The organism is Streptomyces sp. bgisy130, assembly GCF_057708345.1.
Window position 1 is genome coordinate 253,184 of record NZ_JBYISA010000009.1, and the last position, 16,816, is coordinate 269,999.

Genomic DNA, 16,816 nt, shown 5'->3' on the forward strand with positions numbered 1-16,816 from the left:
CGGCGCCCGGCGGCCGGGACCGCGGCGACCCCGAGCGCCCTCACACCCCCGGACCACTGCCGCCGGCCGGGACCCGGACATCCGCCACGGCCACCGGCTCACCGCTGCGCCGCGAACGCTCGCACGCCTCGGCGACATACAGCGCCTCCAGCGCCTCCGCCGGCGCACACGGGCTCGGCGCCCGGCCCGCCGCGACCTCGGCGAAGACGCCCAGCTCCGTGACGTAGGCATCGTGGAAGCGCTCCATGAACGTGGCATACGGCTCGGCCGCCCGCCGCCACGACAGCTCCGGCTCCGCGGACGTCAGCGGCGCCCGGTCGTCCAGCCCCACGAAGCGGGCCCCCTCGGAACCGCACACCTCCAGCCGGACGTCATGGCCGGCACCGTTGTAGCGGGTCGCTGTCACCGTGGCCAGCGTGTCGTCGTCGAAGCGCAGCAGCGCCGCACAGGTGTCGACATCGTCGCCGTCCGCGAAGAAGGACGCCCCGCGGTTGGCGCCCTGCGCGTACACCGAGACCACCTCACGGCCGGTGAGCCAGCGCAGGATGTCGAAGTCATGGATGCTGCAATCGCGGAACAGCCCGCCGGAGGTGGGGATATACCCGGCCGGCGGCGGCGTCCGGTCGCTGGTGCACGCGCGCAGGGTGTGCAGCCAGCCCAGCTCGCCGGAGCGCAGCGCCTCCCGGGCGGCCCGATAGCCCGCGTCGAAACGCCGCTGGAAACCGATCTGTACGGGCACGGTGCCGGCCCGCGCCCGCTCCACCACCCCGACCGTGCCGGGCACATCCAGCGCGACCGGCTTCTCACAGAACACCGGCACCCCCGCGTCCAGGGCCTGATGGATCAGCGGCGCGTGGGCGCTGGTCGCGGCGGTGATCACCACACCGTCCAGGCCGTCCGCGTACATCTCCTCGATCCCCGCGGCGGCGCGCACGCCCAGGGTGTCCGCCAGCGCGGCGGCCCGCGCGGCGTCCAGGTCCGCGACGACGACATCGGTGACGCCAGGGACGCTCCGGAGGGTGGCGGCGTGGAACGCGCCGATGCGCCCGGTGCCGATCAGACCGATCTTCATGCCTGGGGTCCCTTCCGGTGGCTGTGTGCGTTGGAACGGGCCATGTGTTGGAACGGTCCAACTGCCCGCGATACCCGCACCCTGCATGTCCTGATGTCCGCATGTCAACCACCTTGCAGGGGCGCAAGGTTGCGCATTGACGCCGACCTGCGCCGATGGAAGGATTTCCGTTCATGGAACGGTCCAACGGGTCCAACGGGCGACTTGAGGCGCAAGCCGACGCGCGGACCGGCGTGCGCCCGGGTGCGGGTGCAGGCCGGCCGCCCACGATCCGTGGAGTCGCCGAGCGCGCGGGCGTCTCCAAATCGCTGGTCTCGCTGGTGCTTCAGGGCTCACGGCGGGTCAGCGACAGCAAGCGGCAGGCCGTGCTGGACGCCATCGAGGAGCTGGGCTACCGGCCGAACGCCGCCGCCCGCAGCCTGGTCGCCCGCCGTACGCACACCGTCGGGGTGCTGCTGAACGATATGCGCAACCCCTGGTTCGTCGAGGTGCTCGACGGGCTGAACTCGCTGCTTCAGGCGCACGGGCTGCGGATGCTGATGGCCGACGGGCGGCTGGACCGCCGGGCCGGCCAGGACTTCGCCCGCACCTTTCAGGAGCTGCGGGTCGACGGCCTCGTCGTCGTCGGTACCCTCCCGGACACCGACGGCCTCGCCGAGGTCGCCGAACGGCTGCCGACCGTCATCGCCGGCAACCACGAACCCCGGCTGCCGCACACCGACCTCGTCGCCAACGACGACGAGCGCGGCGCCCGGCTCGCCACCGAGCACCTCATCGGCCTCGGCCACCGGCGGATCGCCCATATCGCCGGCCAGGGCCTGGTCGGTGAGCTGCGACGGCGTGGCTTCGAGGCCGCGATGCGCGCCCACGGCCTGGCCGGGAGCGCCGTCGTGACCGGCGGCGACGGGACCGAGGAAGGCGGCTACCGCGCCGCCGTGCGGCTCCTCACCCCACCGTCCGCCCCCGCACGCCCCGTTGCCCGGCCGCCGGCCGCCCAACGCCCCACCGCCGTCTTCGCGTTCAACGACATCTCCGGTGTCGGTGCGCTGTCCGCGGCCCAGGAGTTGGGCCTGCGCATACCCGCCGACCTCTCCCTCGTCGGCTACGACAACACCTACCTCGCCCGCATCCGCCACCTCTGGCTGAACTCCGTGAACAACGCCAGCCACGAGGTCGGCCGGCGCGCGGCACGCTGCCTCCTCGACCGTATGGAGCGCCCCGACGCCCCGGCCGGGCAGCAACTCGTCGCCCCGGAACTGGAGATCAGGGGCTCGACGGCAGCACCGCGGTCTGATTGACCCGTAGCGGCAGGGTGCGTCCGGCCGCGCTGCCGCCCGGGCCCCGGTGCCGCCCTGGGGCGCCGGAGCCGGGGCCGGTCCGGTGGCTCAGCGCCGGCCGCGTTGGCCCGGCCGCTGCGCCACCCACCTTCTGACCGTGTCGGCGAACCAGTACGGTTTTCCGCCCTCCACCAGATCCGGTTCGGGCAGCAACCCGTGCTTGCGGTAGGAGCGCACGGTGTCCGGCTGCACCTGGATGTGCGCGGCGATCTCCTTGTACGACCAGAGCTTGCGGTCGGTCATCTCTGCCACCTCCTGAGTGCCGTACGCAGGGTCGGCCCGGAGAGCCGGCAGGGGGCTGGGTACGGCCTGGTGATCACTCACCCTGTGCCTGGACAACGACACCGAGTAACCATCGGGGAGGGGCTGTTGAACGGCTGTGACGTAAGGCGCGCGTAACGGTGACAGCGGTGACGCGGGGCGGACGGCTGTGACGGGGGCGGGACGATCAGGGGCCGGGCGGACGCTCCCGTACGGGGTGGGGCGGGGCGCTCTCGTACAGGGCGGGGATGGGGTGACGCGGGACGGGGTTGCGGGCTGCCGGTGCGGCCCCGGCGCCGTGGGCACACAGCCGTGTGGCGGGCCAGTGCCCCGGCTGGGGAACCGGCCCGCCACAAGGGTGTTGCCGACGGTCGGAAGCGGATCAGGCGTGGTACAGCGCGTACCAGGTCTTCTTGCCGACCTTGCCGTCAGCGGTCAGGTGGTGCCGGGACTGGAACTTCTTCACCGCGGCCCGGGTCTTGGGGCCGAAGTACCCGGTCACATCTCCCCAGGGGAGATAGCGGCGGTTCGCCAGCAGGCACTGCGCCTGCGAGACGCGGTCGCCGCGCTGACCGTAGACGGTGAGGGCGTTGCCGTTGTAATAGGCGCAGGCGGCCAGGGTGTCGGCCCGTCCGCCGGCCGGAGCGTCCGCGGACGCCGGGCCGGTGAGCAGTCCCGCGGTCAACAGGCCCGCGGTCGCGGTGAGGACGGCCGTGCGCTTGACGGTTCGGCTGAGTGCGTTGGTCTTCACGAATTCCACCGTTTCCCCCGTTGGATGTGATTCCACCCACTGTGACGCGGGGAATGCGGTCCGTGGTTCCCGGCGATTTCCGGCGATTCCCGCCAAGTGGCGACCGGCCGGAGTCCTGGTGGTTCCGGCCCGCCGCGTAGCCGGTTCCCGCCGCTGCTCCGTCAGTTGCCGTCCGCCGTCCCGTCAGCTCGTGACCGGCGCGTGCCCCGCCGCCTTCCGCAGCTCGTCCTCCAGATCCTCCAGCGCCAGCCCCTTCGTCTCCGGTGCGTACCGCCGGCAGAACACCAGGGACAGCACACACATCGCGCCGAAGAACCAGAAGGTGGTGCCGGCGCCGACCGCGTCGAGCAGCAGCGGAAAGGCCAGCGCCACCGCGAAGTTGACCAGCCACATCATGAACACCGCGGCACCCATGGCCAGTCCACGCACCCTGAGCGGGAACATCTCGGCCAGCAGCAGCCAGACCCCGGTGTTGAGCGTGCCCTGCATGAACGCCATGTAGAGAACCATCAGGCCCAGGACCAGGATGCTGACGGCGGGGGAGTGCGGGAGGTGGAAGGCGGCGCCGAGCAGCGCGAGCGAAACGGTCATCCCGGCCAGGCCGGTGAGCAGCAGCGGCCGCCGGCCGACCCGGTCGATCAGGGACATCCCGAGCGCGGTCGCGAGCACCGAGATCACCCCGATCGCGATGGTGGCGGTGATCGAGGCACCGGTGCCCAGCCCCGTCGATGCCAGGATCTTCGGCGCGAAATACACCACGGCGTTGACGCCGGTGATCTGCTGCACGGCCGCCAGCCCGATACCGACCAGCAACAGCCGCCGGATCCACGGGGTGCGCAGCTGCTGCCGGCCGTCGCGCCGGGCGTCGGCCTCCAGACCGCGGGCCTGATCGATCCGGGCCAGCTCGGCGGGTACGTCCCCGGCGGGCAGCGTACGGCGCAGCACCCCGGCCGCCTCGTCCTGCCGCCCCTTGCTGAGGTACCAGCGCGGGGTGTCCGGCAGGAAGAACAGACCGACGAACAGCGCCACGGCGGGCAGCGCCGCCAGACCCAGCATCCAGCGCCAGGCCGCCCACTGCGCCAGGAAGGCATTGAGGAGATAGGCGAGCAACGGGCCGCTGACGATCATCAGCGAATTGAACGAGACCAGCCGGCCCCGGATGTGCGGGGGCGCGATCTCGGAGAGATAGAGCGGAGTGATCACCGACGCGCTGCCGACGGCGAGGCCGAGAACGAAGCGCGCCACGGTCATGAACGGCACATCGGGCGCGAGCGCCACGGCCAGCGCCCCGCCGATGAACACGGCGCCCGCCCACAGCAGCGAGTTGCGCCGGCCCAGCGCATCGGACATCCGCCCACCGATCAGCGAGCCGAAGGCCGCGCCGATCAGCAACGCGCTGGTGATGACGCCCTCGCCCAGGGATGTCAGGCCGAAGTGGCCCTCCATGAACGGGAGCGCGCCGGATATCACCCCGGTGTCGTACCCGAACAGGGCGCCGCCGAGGGCGGCGACGGCCGCAATGCCCACGATGAAGCGTCCGGCGCGCCGGGCCCGCCCACCCTCACCCGGGCCGGCGGACACCAACTGGCCGGTCGGAGCCCCCATCACCAGCCCCGCCCCGCCGGGCAGCCGATCCCCCCGGCATCAGGAGCGGGGAAGGGGCGCGGGGGGAGGGGCAGGGACGGGGTGGCGTGCATGGGGTGGGACCTTTCGGCGGATCGGGGGTGGGCGTGGCGGCCCGGGGGCATGGGTGCGACGGCCCGGTGGGCCGGGGATGGGTGTGGCTCGGGGGAGGTGAGGAGTCACCTCCCAGCGGCCGGCCGCCTCACCGATACAGCGCAGGCCGCTCGATGAGTTCGACCGCGATCCGCTCGCCCGTCGTCTGGGCGCGCACCCCCGCCTCACACACCGCCGCCGCGGCATAGCCGTCCCAGCAGCTGGGGCCCTCGACCTCGCCGCGCCGGGTGGCGTTCACCCAGCGCTGCACCTGCCGGTCGTAAGCCTCCTCGAAGCGCTCCACGAAACCGGGGGTGATCGCACCGCCCCAGCGGCCCGCGGTGTTGCTGAACACCCCGTGGTCGTCGCCGATCCTGGCCGTGCCGCCCTCGCAGACCGCCTCACAGCTGACCTGGTAGCCGAAGCCGCAGTTGACGAAGAGTTCGGTGTCCACGACCTGGCCGCCCGCCGTCTCGAAGAGGATCAGCTGGGGGTCGCTGAGGCCCTCCGGGGCGTTGCCGGTGGGGGCCGGGCGCAGCACCCGCACCGCGGTGATCTCCTCCTCCAGCAGCCAGCGGGTCACATCGATCTCATGCACCAGCGAGTCGTTGACCATCATGGCGTTGGTGAAGCCGGGCGGGGAGTCCGGGTTGCGGTGCTTGTTGTGCAGCATCAGCGGACGGCCGTAAGTGCCCTGGTCCAGAAGGGACTTGAGGGTGCGGTAGTCGGCGTCGTAGCGGCGCATGAAACCGACCTGGACCCGGCGGTGCCCCAGCGCCTGCTCGGCCTCCAGCACCCGCAGCGCGGAAGCGGCGTCCGGCGTCAGCGGCTTCTCGCACAGCACGGGCAGATCCCGCGCGAAGGCGTCCAGCAGCGCCGCCTCGTGTGCGGGCCCCGGCGAGGCGATCAGTACGGCATCCACCCCGGGGTCGTCCATGGCGGCGGCCGGGTCGGTGTAGGCGGTGCACCCTTCGACGCCGTCGGCGAGGTGCTTGACCCGCGCCGCGTCGATGTCGACCACCGCCGCCACCCGGGCGCCGCTGATCACCTCGTTGATCCGGCGTACGTGGTCGGCGCCCATCCGGCCGGTACCGATGACCGCCACACCCAGCGTTTCGTGCGAAGTCATGATGTCCACAAGTCCTTACGTGGTTCGGAGTGCGAGGGATACCCTGAGAACGGAACTGACTACTCTCCGTAATCGTTGCCGGGGTAAGAGGAGGAGGCGTCGCGAGGCGGGCAGATGAGGCGCCGGCGGCTCACGCGCCGCACGAGCGCAGGAAGCGGCGGGTGCGTTCGGCGATGGGGAAGGGCTGGTCGGGCGGGCAGGGGTACATGTCCTGCTCGACGATGGCGAAGAGGTCGACGTTCAGCTCCTGGGCGGCCTCCAGTACGGGCGGCAGCGCCGGTACGCCGAGCGGTGGTTCGCACATCACGCCCTGCTTGACCGCGGGGCCGAACGGCGTGCCCTTGGCGACGACGTCGCTGAGGATGTCCGGGTCGACCTGCTTGAGGTGGAGGTAGCCGATCCGCTCGCCGTAGGTGCGGATCAGCTTGACGCTGTCGCCGCCGCAGTAGGCGTAGTGGCCGGTGTCCAGGCAGAGGTTGACCAGGTCGGAGTCGGTCGCGTGCAGGAACCTCTCGACATGCTCCTCGGTGTCGATGTGGGTGTCGGCGTGCGGGTGCACGACGATGTCCAGCCCGAACTCGTCGCGCACCTGCTTGCCCAGCCGTTCCATGCCGGTGGTCAGCTGCTTCCACTGCTCCGTGGTCAGCTCGCGCGGCTCGATCTCCTCGGCGGTCTTGTCGTCGCGCCAGAAGGAGGGGATGACGACGAGGTGCCGCGCGCCCATCGCCTGGGTGAGGGTGGCGACCTGGGAGACGTGTGCCCAGGTCTTGTCCCATACGGACGGGCCGTGGTGCAGGGAGGTGAAGATCGTGCCGGCCGACACCCGCAGGCTGCGGCGGGTGATCTCGTCGCGCAGGACGGCGGGGTCGGTGGGCAGGTAGCCGTACGGGCCGAGTTCGATCCACTCGTAGCCCGCCTCGGTGACCTCGTCCAGGAAGCGCTGCCAGGGGACCTGCTGGTCGTCGTCGGGGAACCAGACTCCCCACGAGTCGGGTGCGGAACCGACGCGGATGCGGTCCAGGACGGGCTGGGCGGCATGGGGAACGGACATGCTGCGGCTCTCCTCTCGCCGGTCGGCGGTGACCGGGAGGCGCTGGGGTGGGGTTGTGGGGCACAGCCTCTCTGCCGCCCCGGGGAGTGTCAAGACTTCGTCCTGACATAAGGACTTAAGGACTTTGTCGTTTGGGGGGGCGTAGGGGCGAGTGGGGTGCATGTGGGGCGCGGGCCGGCGGTGGCATCCCCGGGGCGTGACCTCCTCGTGTGCCTCGTTCAATGTTTTCCCTGACGTCAGTATGTAAGGACAAATTGTTGACAGGGTCTGGCTCTCCCCGTTAGACCTTTCCTCGGAGCCGAACCCGCCGAACCCGCCGCGCCGGGCGACCCGAAGGGGCGCACATGACCCAGCCGTACGACCTGATCACCATGGGCCGGATCGGAGTCGACATCTACCCGCTTCAGACCGGTGTGCCGCTGGCCCAGGTCGAGACCTTCGGGAAGTTCCTCGGCGGTTCCGCCACCAATGTCGCGGTGGCCGCCGCGCGGCTCGGGCGGCGCAGTGCGGTCATCAGCCGCACCGGCCGCGACCCGTTCGGCGATTACGTACACCAGGCGCTGCGGGACTTCGGGGTGGACGACCGCTGGGTGACCTCCGTCGACGCCTACCCGACGCCGGTCACCTTCTGCGAGATCTTTCCGCCGGACGACTTCCCGCTCTACTTCTACCGCCGGCCGAAGGCCCCTGACCTGGTCATCCGGCCCGAGGAGCTCGACCAGGACGCCATCGCGGCGGCCCGGATCTTCTGGATCACCGGCACGGGGCTCTGCGAGGAGCCCAGCCGCAGCGCCACCCTTGCCGCGCTGGAGGCTCGCGCCAAGGTGGGCACCACCGTCTTCGACCTCGACTGGCGGCCGATGTTCTGGGGCGGTGAGGGCGGCGCCTCCGGGGACGGCGGGGCGACCGGGGCCGCGGCGATGGCCACCGCCCGCCCGTATTACGAGGCGGCGCTGCGGCATGTGACCGTGGCGGTCGGCAATGTCGATGAGGCCGAGGTCGCCACCGGGCGGCGCGAGCCCAAGGAATGTGCCCAGGCGCTGCTGGACATGGGCGTCGAACTCGCCGTCATCAAACAGGGCCCCAAGGGTGTGCTCGCCGTCCACCGTGACGGCCGTACCGCCGAGGTCCCGCCCACCCCCGTCGAGGTCGTCAACGGTCTGGGCGCCGGCGACTCCTTCGGCGGGGCGCTGTGTCACGGGCTGCTCGCCGGCTGGGAGCTGGCGCCGATGATGCGCTACGCCAACGCCGCGGGTGCCATCGTCGCCTCCCGCCTCGCCTGCTCCTCCGCGATGCCGACGGCCGACGAGGTCGACGCCTTCCTGGCCGACCGGTGACCCCCGCTGCCGGGCCCCCTCCAACCCCCGCCCCGCCCGCGGTCGGCCGCACCCCCTCCACCTGTGTACTCAAGAAGGTGAGTTGAGCCTTGACTCCTCGGATCAGTGACCTTGCGACGCTGCGGGCCCGGCATCCTGAAGCTGTCGCGGAGGCCGCCGCCCGTCGTGCCCGCCGTCCGCTGCTCGGCGACAGCGGTCGGCTGATGATCGTCGCCGCTGATCATCCGGCCCGTGGCGCGCTGGCCGTCGGTGACCGGCAGCTGGCCATGGCCAACCGTTTCGACCTGCTCGAACGTCTGGTGCTGGCGTTGTCGCGGCCCGGTGTGGACGGGGTGCTGGCCACCGCCGACATACTGGAGGACCTGCTGCTGATCGGCGCCCTCGACGGCAAGGTCGTGATGGGCTCCATGAATCGCGGCGGGCTGGCCGGTGCCTCCTTCGAGATGGACGACCGGTTCACCGGTCACCGCCCCGAGGACCTCGCCCGGCTCCGCTTCGACGCCGGCAAACTGCTGCTGCGCATCGACTACCGCGACCCCGGTTCGCTGACCACCCTGGAGGCCACCGCCCGCGCCATCGACGCGATGGCCGAGCGGCGGCTGCCCGTCTTCGTCGAGCCGTTCCTCTCCTCCCGGGCGGACGGCGTGGTCCGCAACGATCTGAGCCCCGAAGCCGTCACCCGCTCGGTGGCCATCGCCTCCGGGCTCGGCGGCACCTCCGCCTACACCTGGCTCAAGCTTCCGGTCACCGACGACCCCGAGGCCATGGCCCGGGTCTGCGAGACCACCACCCTGCCGACCGTGCTGCTCGGCGGTGACATCGGCAGCACCGTCCAGGACCAGGAGGCCGCCTACGAGAAGTGGCGCAAGGCGCTGCGGCTGCCGACGGTGCAGGGCCTGGTCGTCGGCCGCTCCCTGCTCTACCCCGCCGACGGGGATGTCGCGGCCGCCGTGGACACCGCCGTCGGCCTGCTGTGAACGCCGCGTATTCCGCAGGAGACTCGAGATATGAGCACTGAATTCCATCTGGGGGCCGGAGCCGCGGCAGCGGGCCCGTACGCCCTGGACATCGACCCGGAGCGGGCCGGCTGGGGCTACTCCTCGCTGCGTGTCCTGGAGCTGCCGCCCGGTGCCCACCACTCCTTCGCCACCGGCGACAGCGAATGGATCGTGCTGCCGCTGTCCGGCGGCTGCACGGTGCTGACCGACGACGGCGAGACCTTCGAACTGACCGGCCGGGAGAGCGTGTTCAGCGGGGTCACGGACTTCGCCTACGTCCCGCGCGACGCACAGGTCCGGATCGAGGCCGCGGCCGGCGGCCGCTTCGCGCTCACCGGCGCCCGCTGCGAGAACCGGCTGCCCGCCCGTTACGGTCCGGCCTCCGGCGTCCCCGTGGAGCTGCGCGGCACCGGCAACTGCTCGCGCCAGGTCAACAACTTCGGCGCGGCGGGCACCTTCGAGTGCGACCGGCTGATCGCGGTGGAGGTGCTCACCCCCGGCGGCAACTGGTCCTCGTACCCGCCGCACAAGCACGACGAGTGCCGCCCCGGCGAGGAGTCCGAGCTGGAGGAGATCTACTACTTCGAGATCGAGTCCGCGCACGGTACGGACGGGGTCGGCTACCAGCGGGTGAGCCCCTCGGGGCGTGGCCGCGGCACGGAGGTGCTGGCCGAGGTCCGCAGCGGTGACGCCGTCCTGATCCCCGACGGCTGGCACGGCCCGTCCATCGCCGCGCCCGGCCACGCCATGTACTACCTGAATGTGATGGCCGGTCCGGGGGCCACGCGTGAGTGGCTGATCTGCGATCACCCGGACCACGGCTGGATCCGTTCCACCTGGCCGGAGCAGCCGGTCGACGCCCGACTCCCCCTCTACGAAGCGCCCGCAGGAGCCGCCCGATGAACGCCCCGACGACGCGCCGGCTCACGGTCGCGCAGGCCCTGGTCGAGTTCCTCGCCCACCAGTACACCGAGCGGGACGGCCGCCGGCACCGTCTGATCAACGCCTGCTGGGGCATCTTCGGCCACGGCAATGTCGCCGGTCTCGGCCAGGCCCTGCTGGAGTCCGGTGCCGCGTCCCGGCAGGGGACGGCCCCCGGGACCCCGGTGCTCCCGTACCTCCAGGGCCGCAACGAGCAGGCCATGGTGCATGCCGCGGTCGGCTACGCCCGGCAGTGCGACCGGCTCTCCGCCCAGGCCGTCACCACCTCGATCGGCCCCGGCGCCACCAACCTCGTCACCGGCGCCGCGCTGGCCACCATCAACCGCCTCCCGGTCCTGCTGCTGCCCGGCGACACCTTCGCCAGCCGGACGGCAGACCCCGTCTTGCAGCAGTTGGAGGCCCCGCACGCGGGGGACGTGTCGGTCAATGACGCGCTGCGCCCGGTCTCCCGCTACTTCGACCGGGTCACCCGGCCCGAGGCGCTGATCCCGGCCGCCCTCCAGGCGATGCGGGTGCTCGCCGACCCCGTCGACACCGGCGCGGTGACCCTCGCGCTGCCGCAGGACGTGCAGGCCGAGGCGTACGACTGGCCGGTGGAGTTCTTCGCCGACCGGGTCTGGCGCGTCGCCCGGCCGCTCCCCGACGCCGATGCCCTCGCCGACGCGGTCCGGGCGATCCGCGGGGCCCGCCGGCCGCTGCTGATCGCGGGCGGCGGGGTGCACCACTCCGAGGCCGAGGACGCGCTGTGCGCCTTCGCCGACGCCACCGGCATCCCGGTCGCGTCCACCCAGGCCGGCAAGGGCTCGCTGCGCCACGACCACCCCGCCGACATCGGCGGTATCGGCCACACCGGCACCGCCACCGCCGACGCCCTCGCCCGCGAGGCGGACCTGGTCATCGGTGTCGGCACCCGCTACACGGACTTCACCACCGCCTCCGCGACGCTGTTCGCTGCGCCCGGGGTGCGCTTCCTGAACCTCAACATCGCGCCCTTCGACGCGCACAAGCTCGGCGCCGCCCCGCTGGTCGCCGACGCCCGCGCCGGACTCGAAGCGCTCACCAAGGAGCTGTCCGGGCACCGCGTCGACGCCGCGTACGAGGCCGGCTACGCAGCGGCGAAGGCGGACTGGGAGCGCCGGGTGGACGCCGCGTTCGGGGCCGCCGACCCGTCCGTACGGCCGTCCCAGACGCAGGTCCTGGGGGCGCTGGACGCCCTCGTCGACGACACCGACATCATCCTCAACGCGGCCGGGTCCCTCCCCGGTGACCTGCACAAACTCTGGCGGGCCCGGTCCCGCAGGCAGTACCACCTGGAGTACGGCTACTCCTGCATGGGCTACGAGATCCCCGCCGCGATCGGGGTGCGGATGGCCGCGCCGGACCGGCCGGTGTGGGCGCTGGTCGGCGACGGTACGTATCTGATGAACCCCACCGAAATCGTCACCGCGGTCCAGGAGGGCATCCACATCAACCTCGTCCTCATTCAGAACCATGGTTACGCCTCGATCGGCGGGCTCTCGCAGGCGACCGGCGGCGAACGCTTCGGCACCGACTACCGCTTCCGCGCCGCGGACGGCACCTACACCGGCGCGCCGCTGCCCGTCGATCTCGCGGCCAACGCCGCCTCGCTCGGTATGCGGGTGCTGCGCGCGGCCACGGTCGGTGAGCTGCGTGCCGCGCTCGCCGAGGCGCGTGGCGCGAACCGGCCCACATGTGTCTACGTCGAGACCGAAACGGCTGACACTGTGCCGGGCGCGCCGGAGGCACAGGCCTGGTGGGATGTTCCTGTTGCCGAGACCGCGACACGTCCGGCGGCGGTGGCCGCCCGCGAGGAGTACGACCGGCACGCCGCCGGGCGCCGCCGCCACCTCTGACCCCAGCCCGAAGCCGTCAGCCCAGAAAGGCCCCCCGCATGAAGACCATCAGCCACTGGATCGGCGGCAAGCCCGTCGAGGGCGTCTCCGGCAACTTCGGCCCGGTCTACAACCCGGCCACCGGCGCCCAGGAGAAGCAGGTCGCCTTCGCCTCGGCCGACGAGGTCGACGCGGCCGTCCGCGCGGCCAAGGAAGCCTTCCGGACCTGGGGCGACAGCTCCCTGGCCAAGCGCACCTCGGTGCTGTTCAAGTACCGCGAGCTGCTCGACGCGCACCGCGAGGAGATCGCGCAGCTGATCACCGCCGAGCACGGCAAGGTGCACTCCGACGCGCTGGGCGAGGTCGCCCGCGGCCTGGAGATCGTGGAGCTGGCCTGCGGCATCCCGGAGAAGCTCAAGGGGGAGCTGTCCACCCAGGTCTCCACCCGGGTCGATGTGGCGGCGATCCGCCAGTCGCTCGGTGTGGTCGCCGGCATCACGCCGTTCAACTTCCCGGCGATGGTGCCGATGTGGATGTTCCCGCTCGCCATCGCCTGCGGTAACACCTTCGTCCTCAAGCCGAGCGAGAAGGTGCCCAGCGCCGCCTTCAAGCTCGCCGAGCTGGCCGCCGAGGCGGGGCTGCCCGACGGTGTGCTCAATGTCGTCAACGGCGACAAGGTGGCGGTCGACGCCATCCTGGAGCACCCGGACATCGCCGCGGTCTCCTTCGTCGGCTCGACCCCCATCGCCCGCTACATCCACACCACCGGCACCGCCAACGGCAAGCGGGTACAGGCGCTGGGCGGCGCCAAGAACCACATGCTGGTCCTGCCGGACGCCGACCTCGACCTGGCCGCGGACTCCGCGATCAACGCCGCGTACGGCTCGGCGGGTGAGCGCTGCATGGCGATCTCCGTCGTCGTGGCCGTCGGTGACACCGCCGACCCGCTGATCGGCAAGATCAAGGAGCGCGCCGACAAGCTGCGGATCGGCCCCGGCGACGACCCGGCCTCCGAGATGGGCCCGCTGATCACCAAGGTGCACCGCGACAAGGTCGCCTCGTACGTCGAGGGCGCCGCGGCCCAGGGCGCCGATGTCGTCATCGACGGCAGCGGCTACACCGTCGAGGGCTACGAGGACGGGCACTGGATGGGTGTCTCCCTCCTGGACAACGTCACGCCCGAGATGGACGCCTACCGCGACGAGATCTTCGGCCCGGTGCTGTCCGTGGTCCGCGTCGAGACCTACGACGAGGCCATCGCGCTGATGAACAACTCGCCGTGGGGTAACGGCACCGCGATCTTCACCCGGGACGGCGGCGCGGCCCGACGCTTCCAGATGGAGGTCGAGGCCGGCATGGTCGGCGTGAACGTGCCGATCCCGGTGCCGGTCGGCTACCACTCGTTCGGTGGCTGGAAGGACTCGCTCTTCGGCGACCACCACATCTACGGCAACGACGGCGTGCACTTCTACACCCGCGGCAAGGTCGTCACCACCCGCTGGCCGGACCCGTCCGACGGTGGTATCAACCTGGGCTTCCCCAGCAACCACTGAGGACGCCCTGACGGACCCCCGGCCGGACCCCCGCCGGCCGGGGGTCCGGCATGTCCGGCCGCCGAGGTCTCCCCGGCGGCCGTGGCGGGCCTGTGAAGACCCCAGGTCCAGGGGAGACCGCGGACCGGGGCGTTGCTACCGTGCTTCCTCGCGTAGCACGGAAACAACGGGGGATGACATGCCTCAATCGATGGCGCTCGCCAAGGGCGCCCGTATCACCGGCGGGATCTTCTGCCTGCTGTTCTTCCTTTTCATCGCCACGTGGATGGTGGTCGACCTCAGTGAGTTCGGCCTCGACGGGGTCTGGGAGTCCTGGACGTTCCAGAGCTCCGGCGGCGTCAACCAGGTCACGAACCCGTTCCATTTCGGACTGGCCCTGGTCCAGTTGGCGGCGGCGTTCACGGCGTTCGCGGGGCAGCGGGTGGCCGGCGGGCTGCTGGCCGTCGCCACCACCCTCACCTTCGGCACCGTGCTCCAGGCCCTCGTCAGCGTCGGCAACCACACCAGCGACGACCGTTGGTTCCGGCACGCCGAAACGGCCACCGATACCTTCGACGGCGTCTTCCTCAGCAGCCTGGGGATGTTCCCGCTGACCCTCGTCGCGGGCATCGTGCTGCTCGCCGGGATGCGTTCCTGGCCGCGCGCCACCCCCAGCGACCCGCCGCTGCGCCCGGCCAGGACGGCCGGTGTGGTGGCCGGTCTGGTGCTCGGCGCGATGGTGCTGCTCAACCTGGTCTTTCAGGGCTACCTTCTGGTCGAGGGCGGCACCGAACACTTCGCCCTGTTCTACCTCGGCAAGGGTGTTCTCGGCGCGCTGCTGGGCCTGTCCTCCGGCTGGTCCTCCCTGCTCTTCCTCACGCTGATCGCGCCGGCCGCGCTCAACAGCCTGCTGCGCGGCGCCGCGGCCCGCGGGCTGGCCATCGGGCTGGCGATGGTGCTGCTGCCCGGCGCCCTGCTGTCGGTGATCGGGATGGCCGGCAACGGCACCCTGTTCGACCTGTCCGGCCCCGCGCCGGGCATGAGCGTCATTAGCCACCTCCAGCTGGCGCTGGACCTGTTCGGCTCGGTGGCCCTGCTGTTCCTGATGGGCCGTGGCGAGCCGGTCGCCCCGGCCTGGTACCCGCCGTCCCAGGCCCCGCAGTTCGCCGCCCCCGGCTTCGTCCCGCCGCCCGGCCCGCAGGCCCCGCCGGTCTGGCAGCCGCCCGCCGGACCGGTGCCCCCGGTCAGCGGCCCGCCGATGCCGCCGCCCGGTGCCCCGCCGATGCCGCCCGGCACCCCGCTGCCCCCGCAGGGCGGGTTCGGGCCGCCGCAGTACTGACCGGGGCGGTCGTGGAAATCAACTGGGGGCGGCGGCCCGCCGGTTGATACGGTGCGGCGGCGCGCGCCCGCGCGCGATCACTGCCGGACGAGGGAGGTTGATGAATATGGCCCGCCGGACGCCTCATCAGCATGCCCTTGTCCGGGCCGCCGCCTGAGCGGGACGCCTGAGCGCCCGATGCCCTGAGCGCGGCCCGGTCGTCGACGAACGACCAGGAGTGACGCGTGTCTTCCTTTCTTTCCTCCGGCTCCTCCGGCTCCTCTAGCTCCTCTGATTCCCCGGACTCCCTGGATTCCCCGGACTACCCGGATTCCCCGGACTGTCCGGACTCCGCCTTCTCGCTGCACGGTGCGGAACTGCGCACCGCGCGGCTGCTGCTGCGGCCCTGGACCGACGGTGAGCTCGCCGCCGTGCTCGACGGCACACCGCAGCCGCACTGGGCGGCGGACTTCCCCGCCGACGGCGACCGGGTCATCGCCGGTTTCACCGCGGGGAACCCCGACGCCCGTGGTGTGTACGGCCAGCGGCAGATCCTCGAACGGGACGGCGGCCGGGTGGTCGGCGCCATCGGGTTGTTCTGGCCGCCGCGCGAGGGCTCGCTGGAGTTCGGCTACGGCATCGTGCCGTCCCGGCGGGGCCGCGGCTATGCCACCGAGGCCGCCCGCGCCATGGTGGCGTTCGCGCGCACGGCACCGGGCGTGCATACGGTCCGCGCGGACGTGGAGCTGTCCAATCCGGCGTCCGGCCGGGTCCTGGAGAAGGCCGGACTGGTGCGCTGGAGCAGCGATGACCGGCTCGCGCGATACCGGCTGACGGCGCCGGAACCGGCCGCCGGCTAGTCCCCGTACGGCACGCTGCCGGGGCCCGTAGGACGAGCCCCGGCAGCGTGCCCGGTGCGGAAAGGGCCGGTGGCGGCGGGGCTGTGGGGCCGGGAGGTGAACCGTTGTTTACTGCCGGTTTATGACCCCTTTGTGCAGGATGGCACCTGCCTGCCAACTGTCCTGTGCCTTACGGCATCTGAGGAGGAATCAGTCATGCCTTTACCTCTTGCCCCGATGCCGGTCGTGGTGCCCCCTTCGCCGGCCCCCCGGGGCTGAGCGCCGTGGCACCCACTTCCCAGGCGCCCGCCTCCCGGGCACCCGCACCGCCGGCCCTGCCGCCGGCGCCCACCATGGGTCCCGAGCCGCGGCGTCGCCCGCCGCCGTGGCTGCGGCCGACCATCCGGATACGGCTCACGCTGCTGTACGGCGGCATGTTCCTGATGGCCGGGGTCGTCCTGCTCACGCTCATCTACATCCTGACGGCCAAGGCCCTCGAGGAGGGCACCCCGGAGTTCCGGATCTTCGGCACCAACGTCCGGGTGGGCAATGTCAGTTGTCCCGGTCTGCCGTCGCTCGGCACGGTCGGCGAGATCAACGCGGCGATCAGCGACTGCCTCCGCGACCAGCGTGCAGGGGCGCTGCACCGCTTCCTGAACCATTCACTGGCCGCTCTGGTG

The 16,816-nt window shown here is 71.9% G+C and carries 14 protein-coding genes and 1 pseudogene; 9 read left to right on the forward strand and 6 right to left on the reverse strand.

The window, feature by feature from the left end:
- Window positions 1-40 precede the first annotated feature (40 nt).
- Window positions 41-1,072 carry a Gfo/Idh/MocA family protein gene (locus AC3EUV_RS15600; RefSeq protein ID WP_435603156.1) on the reverse strand — a complete coding sequence of 344 codons (1,032 nt, stop codon included), beginning with the start codon at window positions 1,070-1,072 and terminating at the stop codon, window positions 41-43.
- A 173-nt stretch (window positions 1,073-1,245) separates the two neighbouring features.
- On the opposite strand from AC3EUV_RS15600, the gene AC3EUV_RS15605 reads away from it, so the two are divergent.
- Window positions 1,246-2,370 carry a LacI family DNA-binding transcriptional regulator gene (locus AC3EUV_RS15605; protein ID WP_435603157.1) on the forward strand — a complete coding sequence of 375 codons (1,125 nt, stop codon included), beginning with the start codon at window positions 1,246-1,248 and terminating at the stop codon, window positions 2,368-2,370.
- 87 nt (window positions 2,371-2,457) lie between these two features.
- Here the strand turns inward: AC3EUV_RS15605 and AC3EUV_RS15610 are convergent, their stop codons facing one another.
- The 5 genes from AC3EUV_RS15610 to AC3EUV_RS15630 form a co-directional block, all read right to left on the reverse strand.
- Window positions 2,458-2,652, reverse strand: a complete 195-nt coding sequence (locus tag AC3EUV_RS15610; protein ID WP_018093041.1) for a helix-turn-helix transcriptional regulator — start codon at window positions 2,650-2,652, stop codon at window positions 2,458-2,460.
- Window positions 2,653-3,052: 400 nt separating this feature from the next.
- Window positions 3,053-3,421 (reverse strand): peptidoglycan-binding domain-containing protein, encoded by a 369-nt coding sequence (locus AC3EUV_RS15615; protein ID WP_244329652.1) that lies wholly within the window; start codon window positions 3,419-3,421, stop codon window positions 3,053-3,055.
- A gap of 183 nt (window positions 3,422-3,604) precedes the next feature.
- Window positions 3,605-5,026 (reverse strand): sugar porter family MFS transporter, encoded by a 1,422-nt coding sequence (locus AC3EUV_RS15620; protein ID WP_435603158.1) that lies wholly within the window; start codon window positions 5,024-5,026, stop codon window positions 3,605-3,607.
- 220 nt (window positions 5,027-5,246) lie between these two features.
- The gene (locus tag AC3EUV_RS15625; RefSeq protein WP_432140746.1) at window positions 5,247-6,266 is read right to left on the reverse strand and encodes a Gfo/Idh/MocA family protein; all 1,020 of its coding nucleotides are present in this window, start codon (window positions 6,264-6,266) and stop codon (window positions 5,247-5,249) included.
- 130 nt (window positions 6,267-6,396) lie between these two features.
- The gene (locus AC3EUV_RS15630) at window positions 6,397-7,317 is read right to left on the reverse strand and encodes a sugar phosphate isomerase/epimerase family protein (RefSeq protein WP_432140745.1); all 921 of its coding nucleotides are present in this window, start codon (window positions 7,315-7,317) and stop codon (window positions 6,397-6,399) included.
- 344 nt (window positions 7,318-7,661) lie between these two features.
- On the opposite strand from AC3EUV_RS15630, the gene iolC reads away from it, so the two are divergent.
- The 8 genes and pseudogenes from iolC to AC3EUV_RS15670 all read left to right on the forward strand — a co-directional run.
- On the forward strand, window positions 7,662-8,654 hold the full coding sequence (gene iolC, locus AC3EUV_RS15635; RefSeq protein ID WP_432140744.1) for a 5-dehydro-2-deoxygluconokinase: 993 nt from the start codon (window positions 7,662-7,664) through the stop codon (window positions 8,652-8,654).
- Between the two features lie 89 nt (window positions 8,655-8,743).
- Window positions 8,744-9,631, forward strand: coding sequence for a Cgl0159 family (beta/alpha)8-fold protein (locus AC3EUV_RS15640; protein ID WP_432140743.1), 888 nt, complete (start codon window positions 8,744-8,746; stop codon window positions 9,629-9,631).
- Between the two features lie 30 nt (window positions 9,632-9,661).
- Window positions 9,662-10,555 carry a 5-deoxy-glucuronate isomerase gene (gene iolB / locus AC3EUV_RS15645; RefSeq protein WP_435603159.1) on the forward strand — a complete coding sequence of 298 codons (894 nt, stop codon included), beginning with the start codon at window positions 9,662-9,664 and terminating at the stop codon, window positions 10,553-10,555.
- Complete coding sequence (gene iolD / locus AC3EUV_RS15650) at window positions 10,552-12,468, forward strand: 3D-(3,5/4)-trihydroxycyclohexane-1,2-dione acylhydrolase (decyclizing) (RefSeq protein ID WP_435603160.1); 1,917 nt, start codon at window positions 10,552-10,554, stop codon at window positions 12,466-12,468. The genes iolB and iolD overlap by 4 nt, the downstream gene beginning before the upstream one ends.
- 38 nt (window positions 12,469-12,506) lie before the next feature.
- On the forward strand, window positions 12,507-14,000 hold the full coding sequence (locus AC3EUV_RS15655; RefSeq protein ID WP_432140740.1) for a CoA-acylating methylmalonate-semialdehyde dehydrogenase: 1,494 nt from the start codon (window positions 12,507-12,509) through the stop codon (window positions 13,998-14,000).
- A gap of 178 nt (window positions 14,001-14,178) precedes the next feature.
- Window positions 14,179-15,318, forward strand: a complete 1,140-nt coding sequence (locus AC3EUV_RS15660) for a hypothetical protein (protein WP_435603161.1) — start codon at window positions 14,179-14,181, stop codon at window positions 15,316-15,318.
- Between the two features lie 341 nt (window positions 15,319-15,659).
- On the forward strand, window positions 15,660-16,157 hold the full coding sequence (locus AC3EUV_RS15665) for a GNAT family N-acetyltransferase (RefSeq protein ID WP_435603166.1): 498 nt from the start codon (window positions 15,660-15,662) through the stop codon (window positions 16,155-16,157).
- Between the two features lie 263 nt (window positions 16,158-16,420).
- Window positions 16,421-16,816, forward strand: a pseudogene (locus AC3EUV_RS15670) (two-component sensor histidine kinase); the annotation flags it as partial.

Bases quoted from the DNA above. Each gene is read 5' to 3' on its own strand.
- AC3EUV_RS15655 (WP_432140740.1), top strand. From the start codon at position 12,507: ATGAAGACCATCAGCCACTGGATCGGCGGCAAGCCCGTCGAGGGCGTC.
- AC3EUV_RS15625 (WP_432140746.1), bottom strand. From the start codon at position 6,266: ATGACTTCGCACGAAACGCTGGGTGTGGCGGTCATCGGTACCGGCCGG.
- AC3EUV_RS15605 (WP_435603157.1), top strand. From the start codon at position 1,246: ATGGAACGGTCCAACGGGTCCAACGGGCGACTTGAGGCGCAAGCCGAC.
- iolD (WP_435603160.1), top strand. From the start codon at position 10,552: ATGAACGCCCCGACGACGCGCCGGCTCACGGTCGCGCAGGCCCTGGTC.
- AC3EUV_RS15600 (WP_435603156.1), bottom strand. From the start codon at position 1,072: ATGAAGATCGGTCTGATCGGCACCGGGCGCATCGGCGCGTTCCACGCC.
- AC3EUV_RS15660 (WP_435603161.1), top strand. From the start codon at position 14,179: ATGCCTCAATCGATGGCGCTCGCCAAGGGCGCCCGTATCACCGGCGGG.
- iolC (WP_432140744.1), top strand. From the start codon at position 7,662: ATGACCCAGCCGTACGACCTGATCACCATGGGCCGGATCGGAGTCGAC.
- AC3EUV_RS15630 (WP_432140745.1), bottom strand. From the start codon at position 7,317: ATGTCCGTTCCCCATGCCGCCCAGCCCGTCCTGGACCGCATCCGCGTC.
- AC3EUV_RS15620 (WP_435603158.1), bottom strand. From the start codon at position 5,026: ATGGGGGCTCCGACCGGCCAGTTGGTGTCCGCCGGCCCGGGTGAGGGT.
- AC3EUV_RS15610 (WP_018093041.1), bottom strand. From the start codon at position 2,652: ATGACCGACCGCAAGCTCTGGTCGTACAAGGAGATCGCCGCGCACATC.
- iolB (WP_435603159.1), top strand. From the start codon at position 9,662: ATGAGCACTGAATTCCATCTGGGGGCCGGAGCCGCGGCAGCGGGCCCG.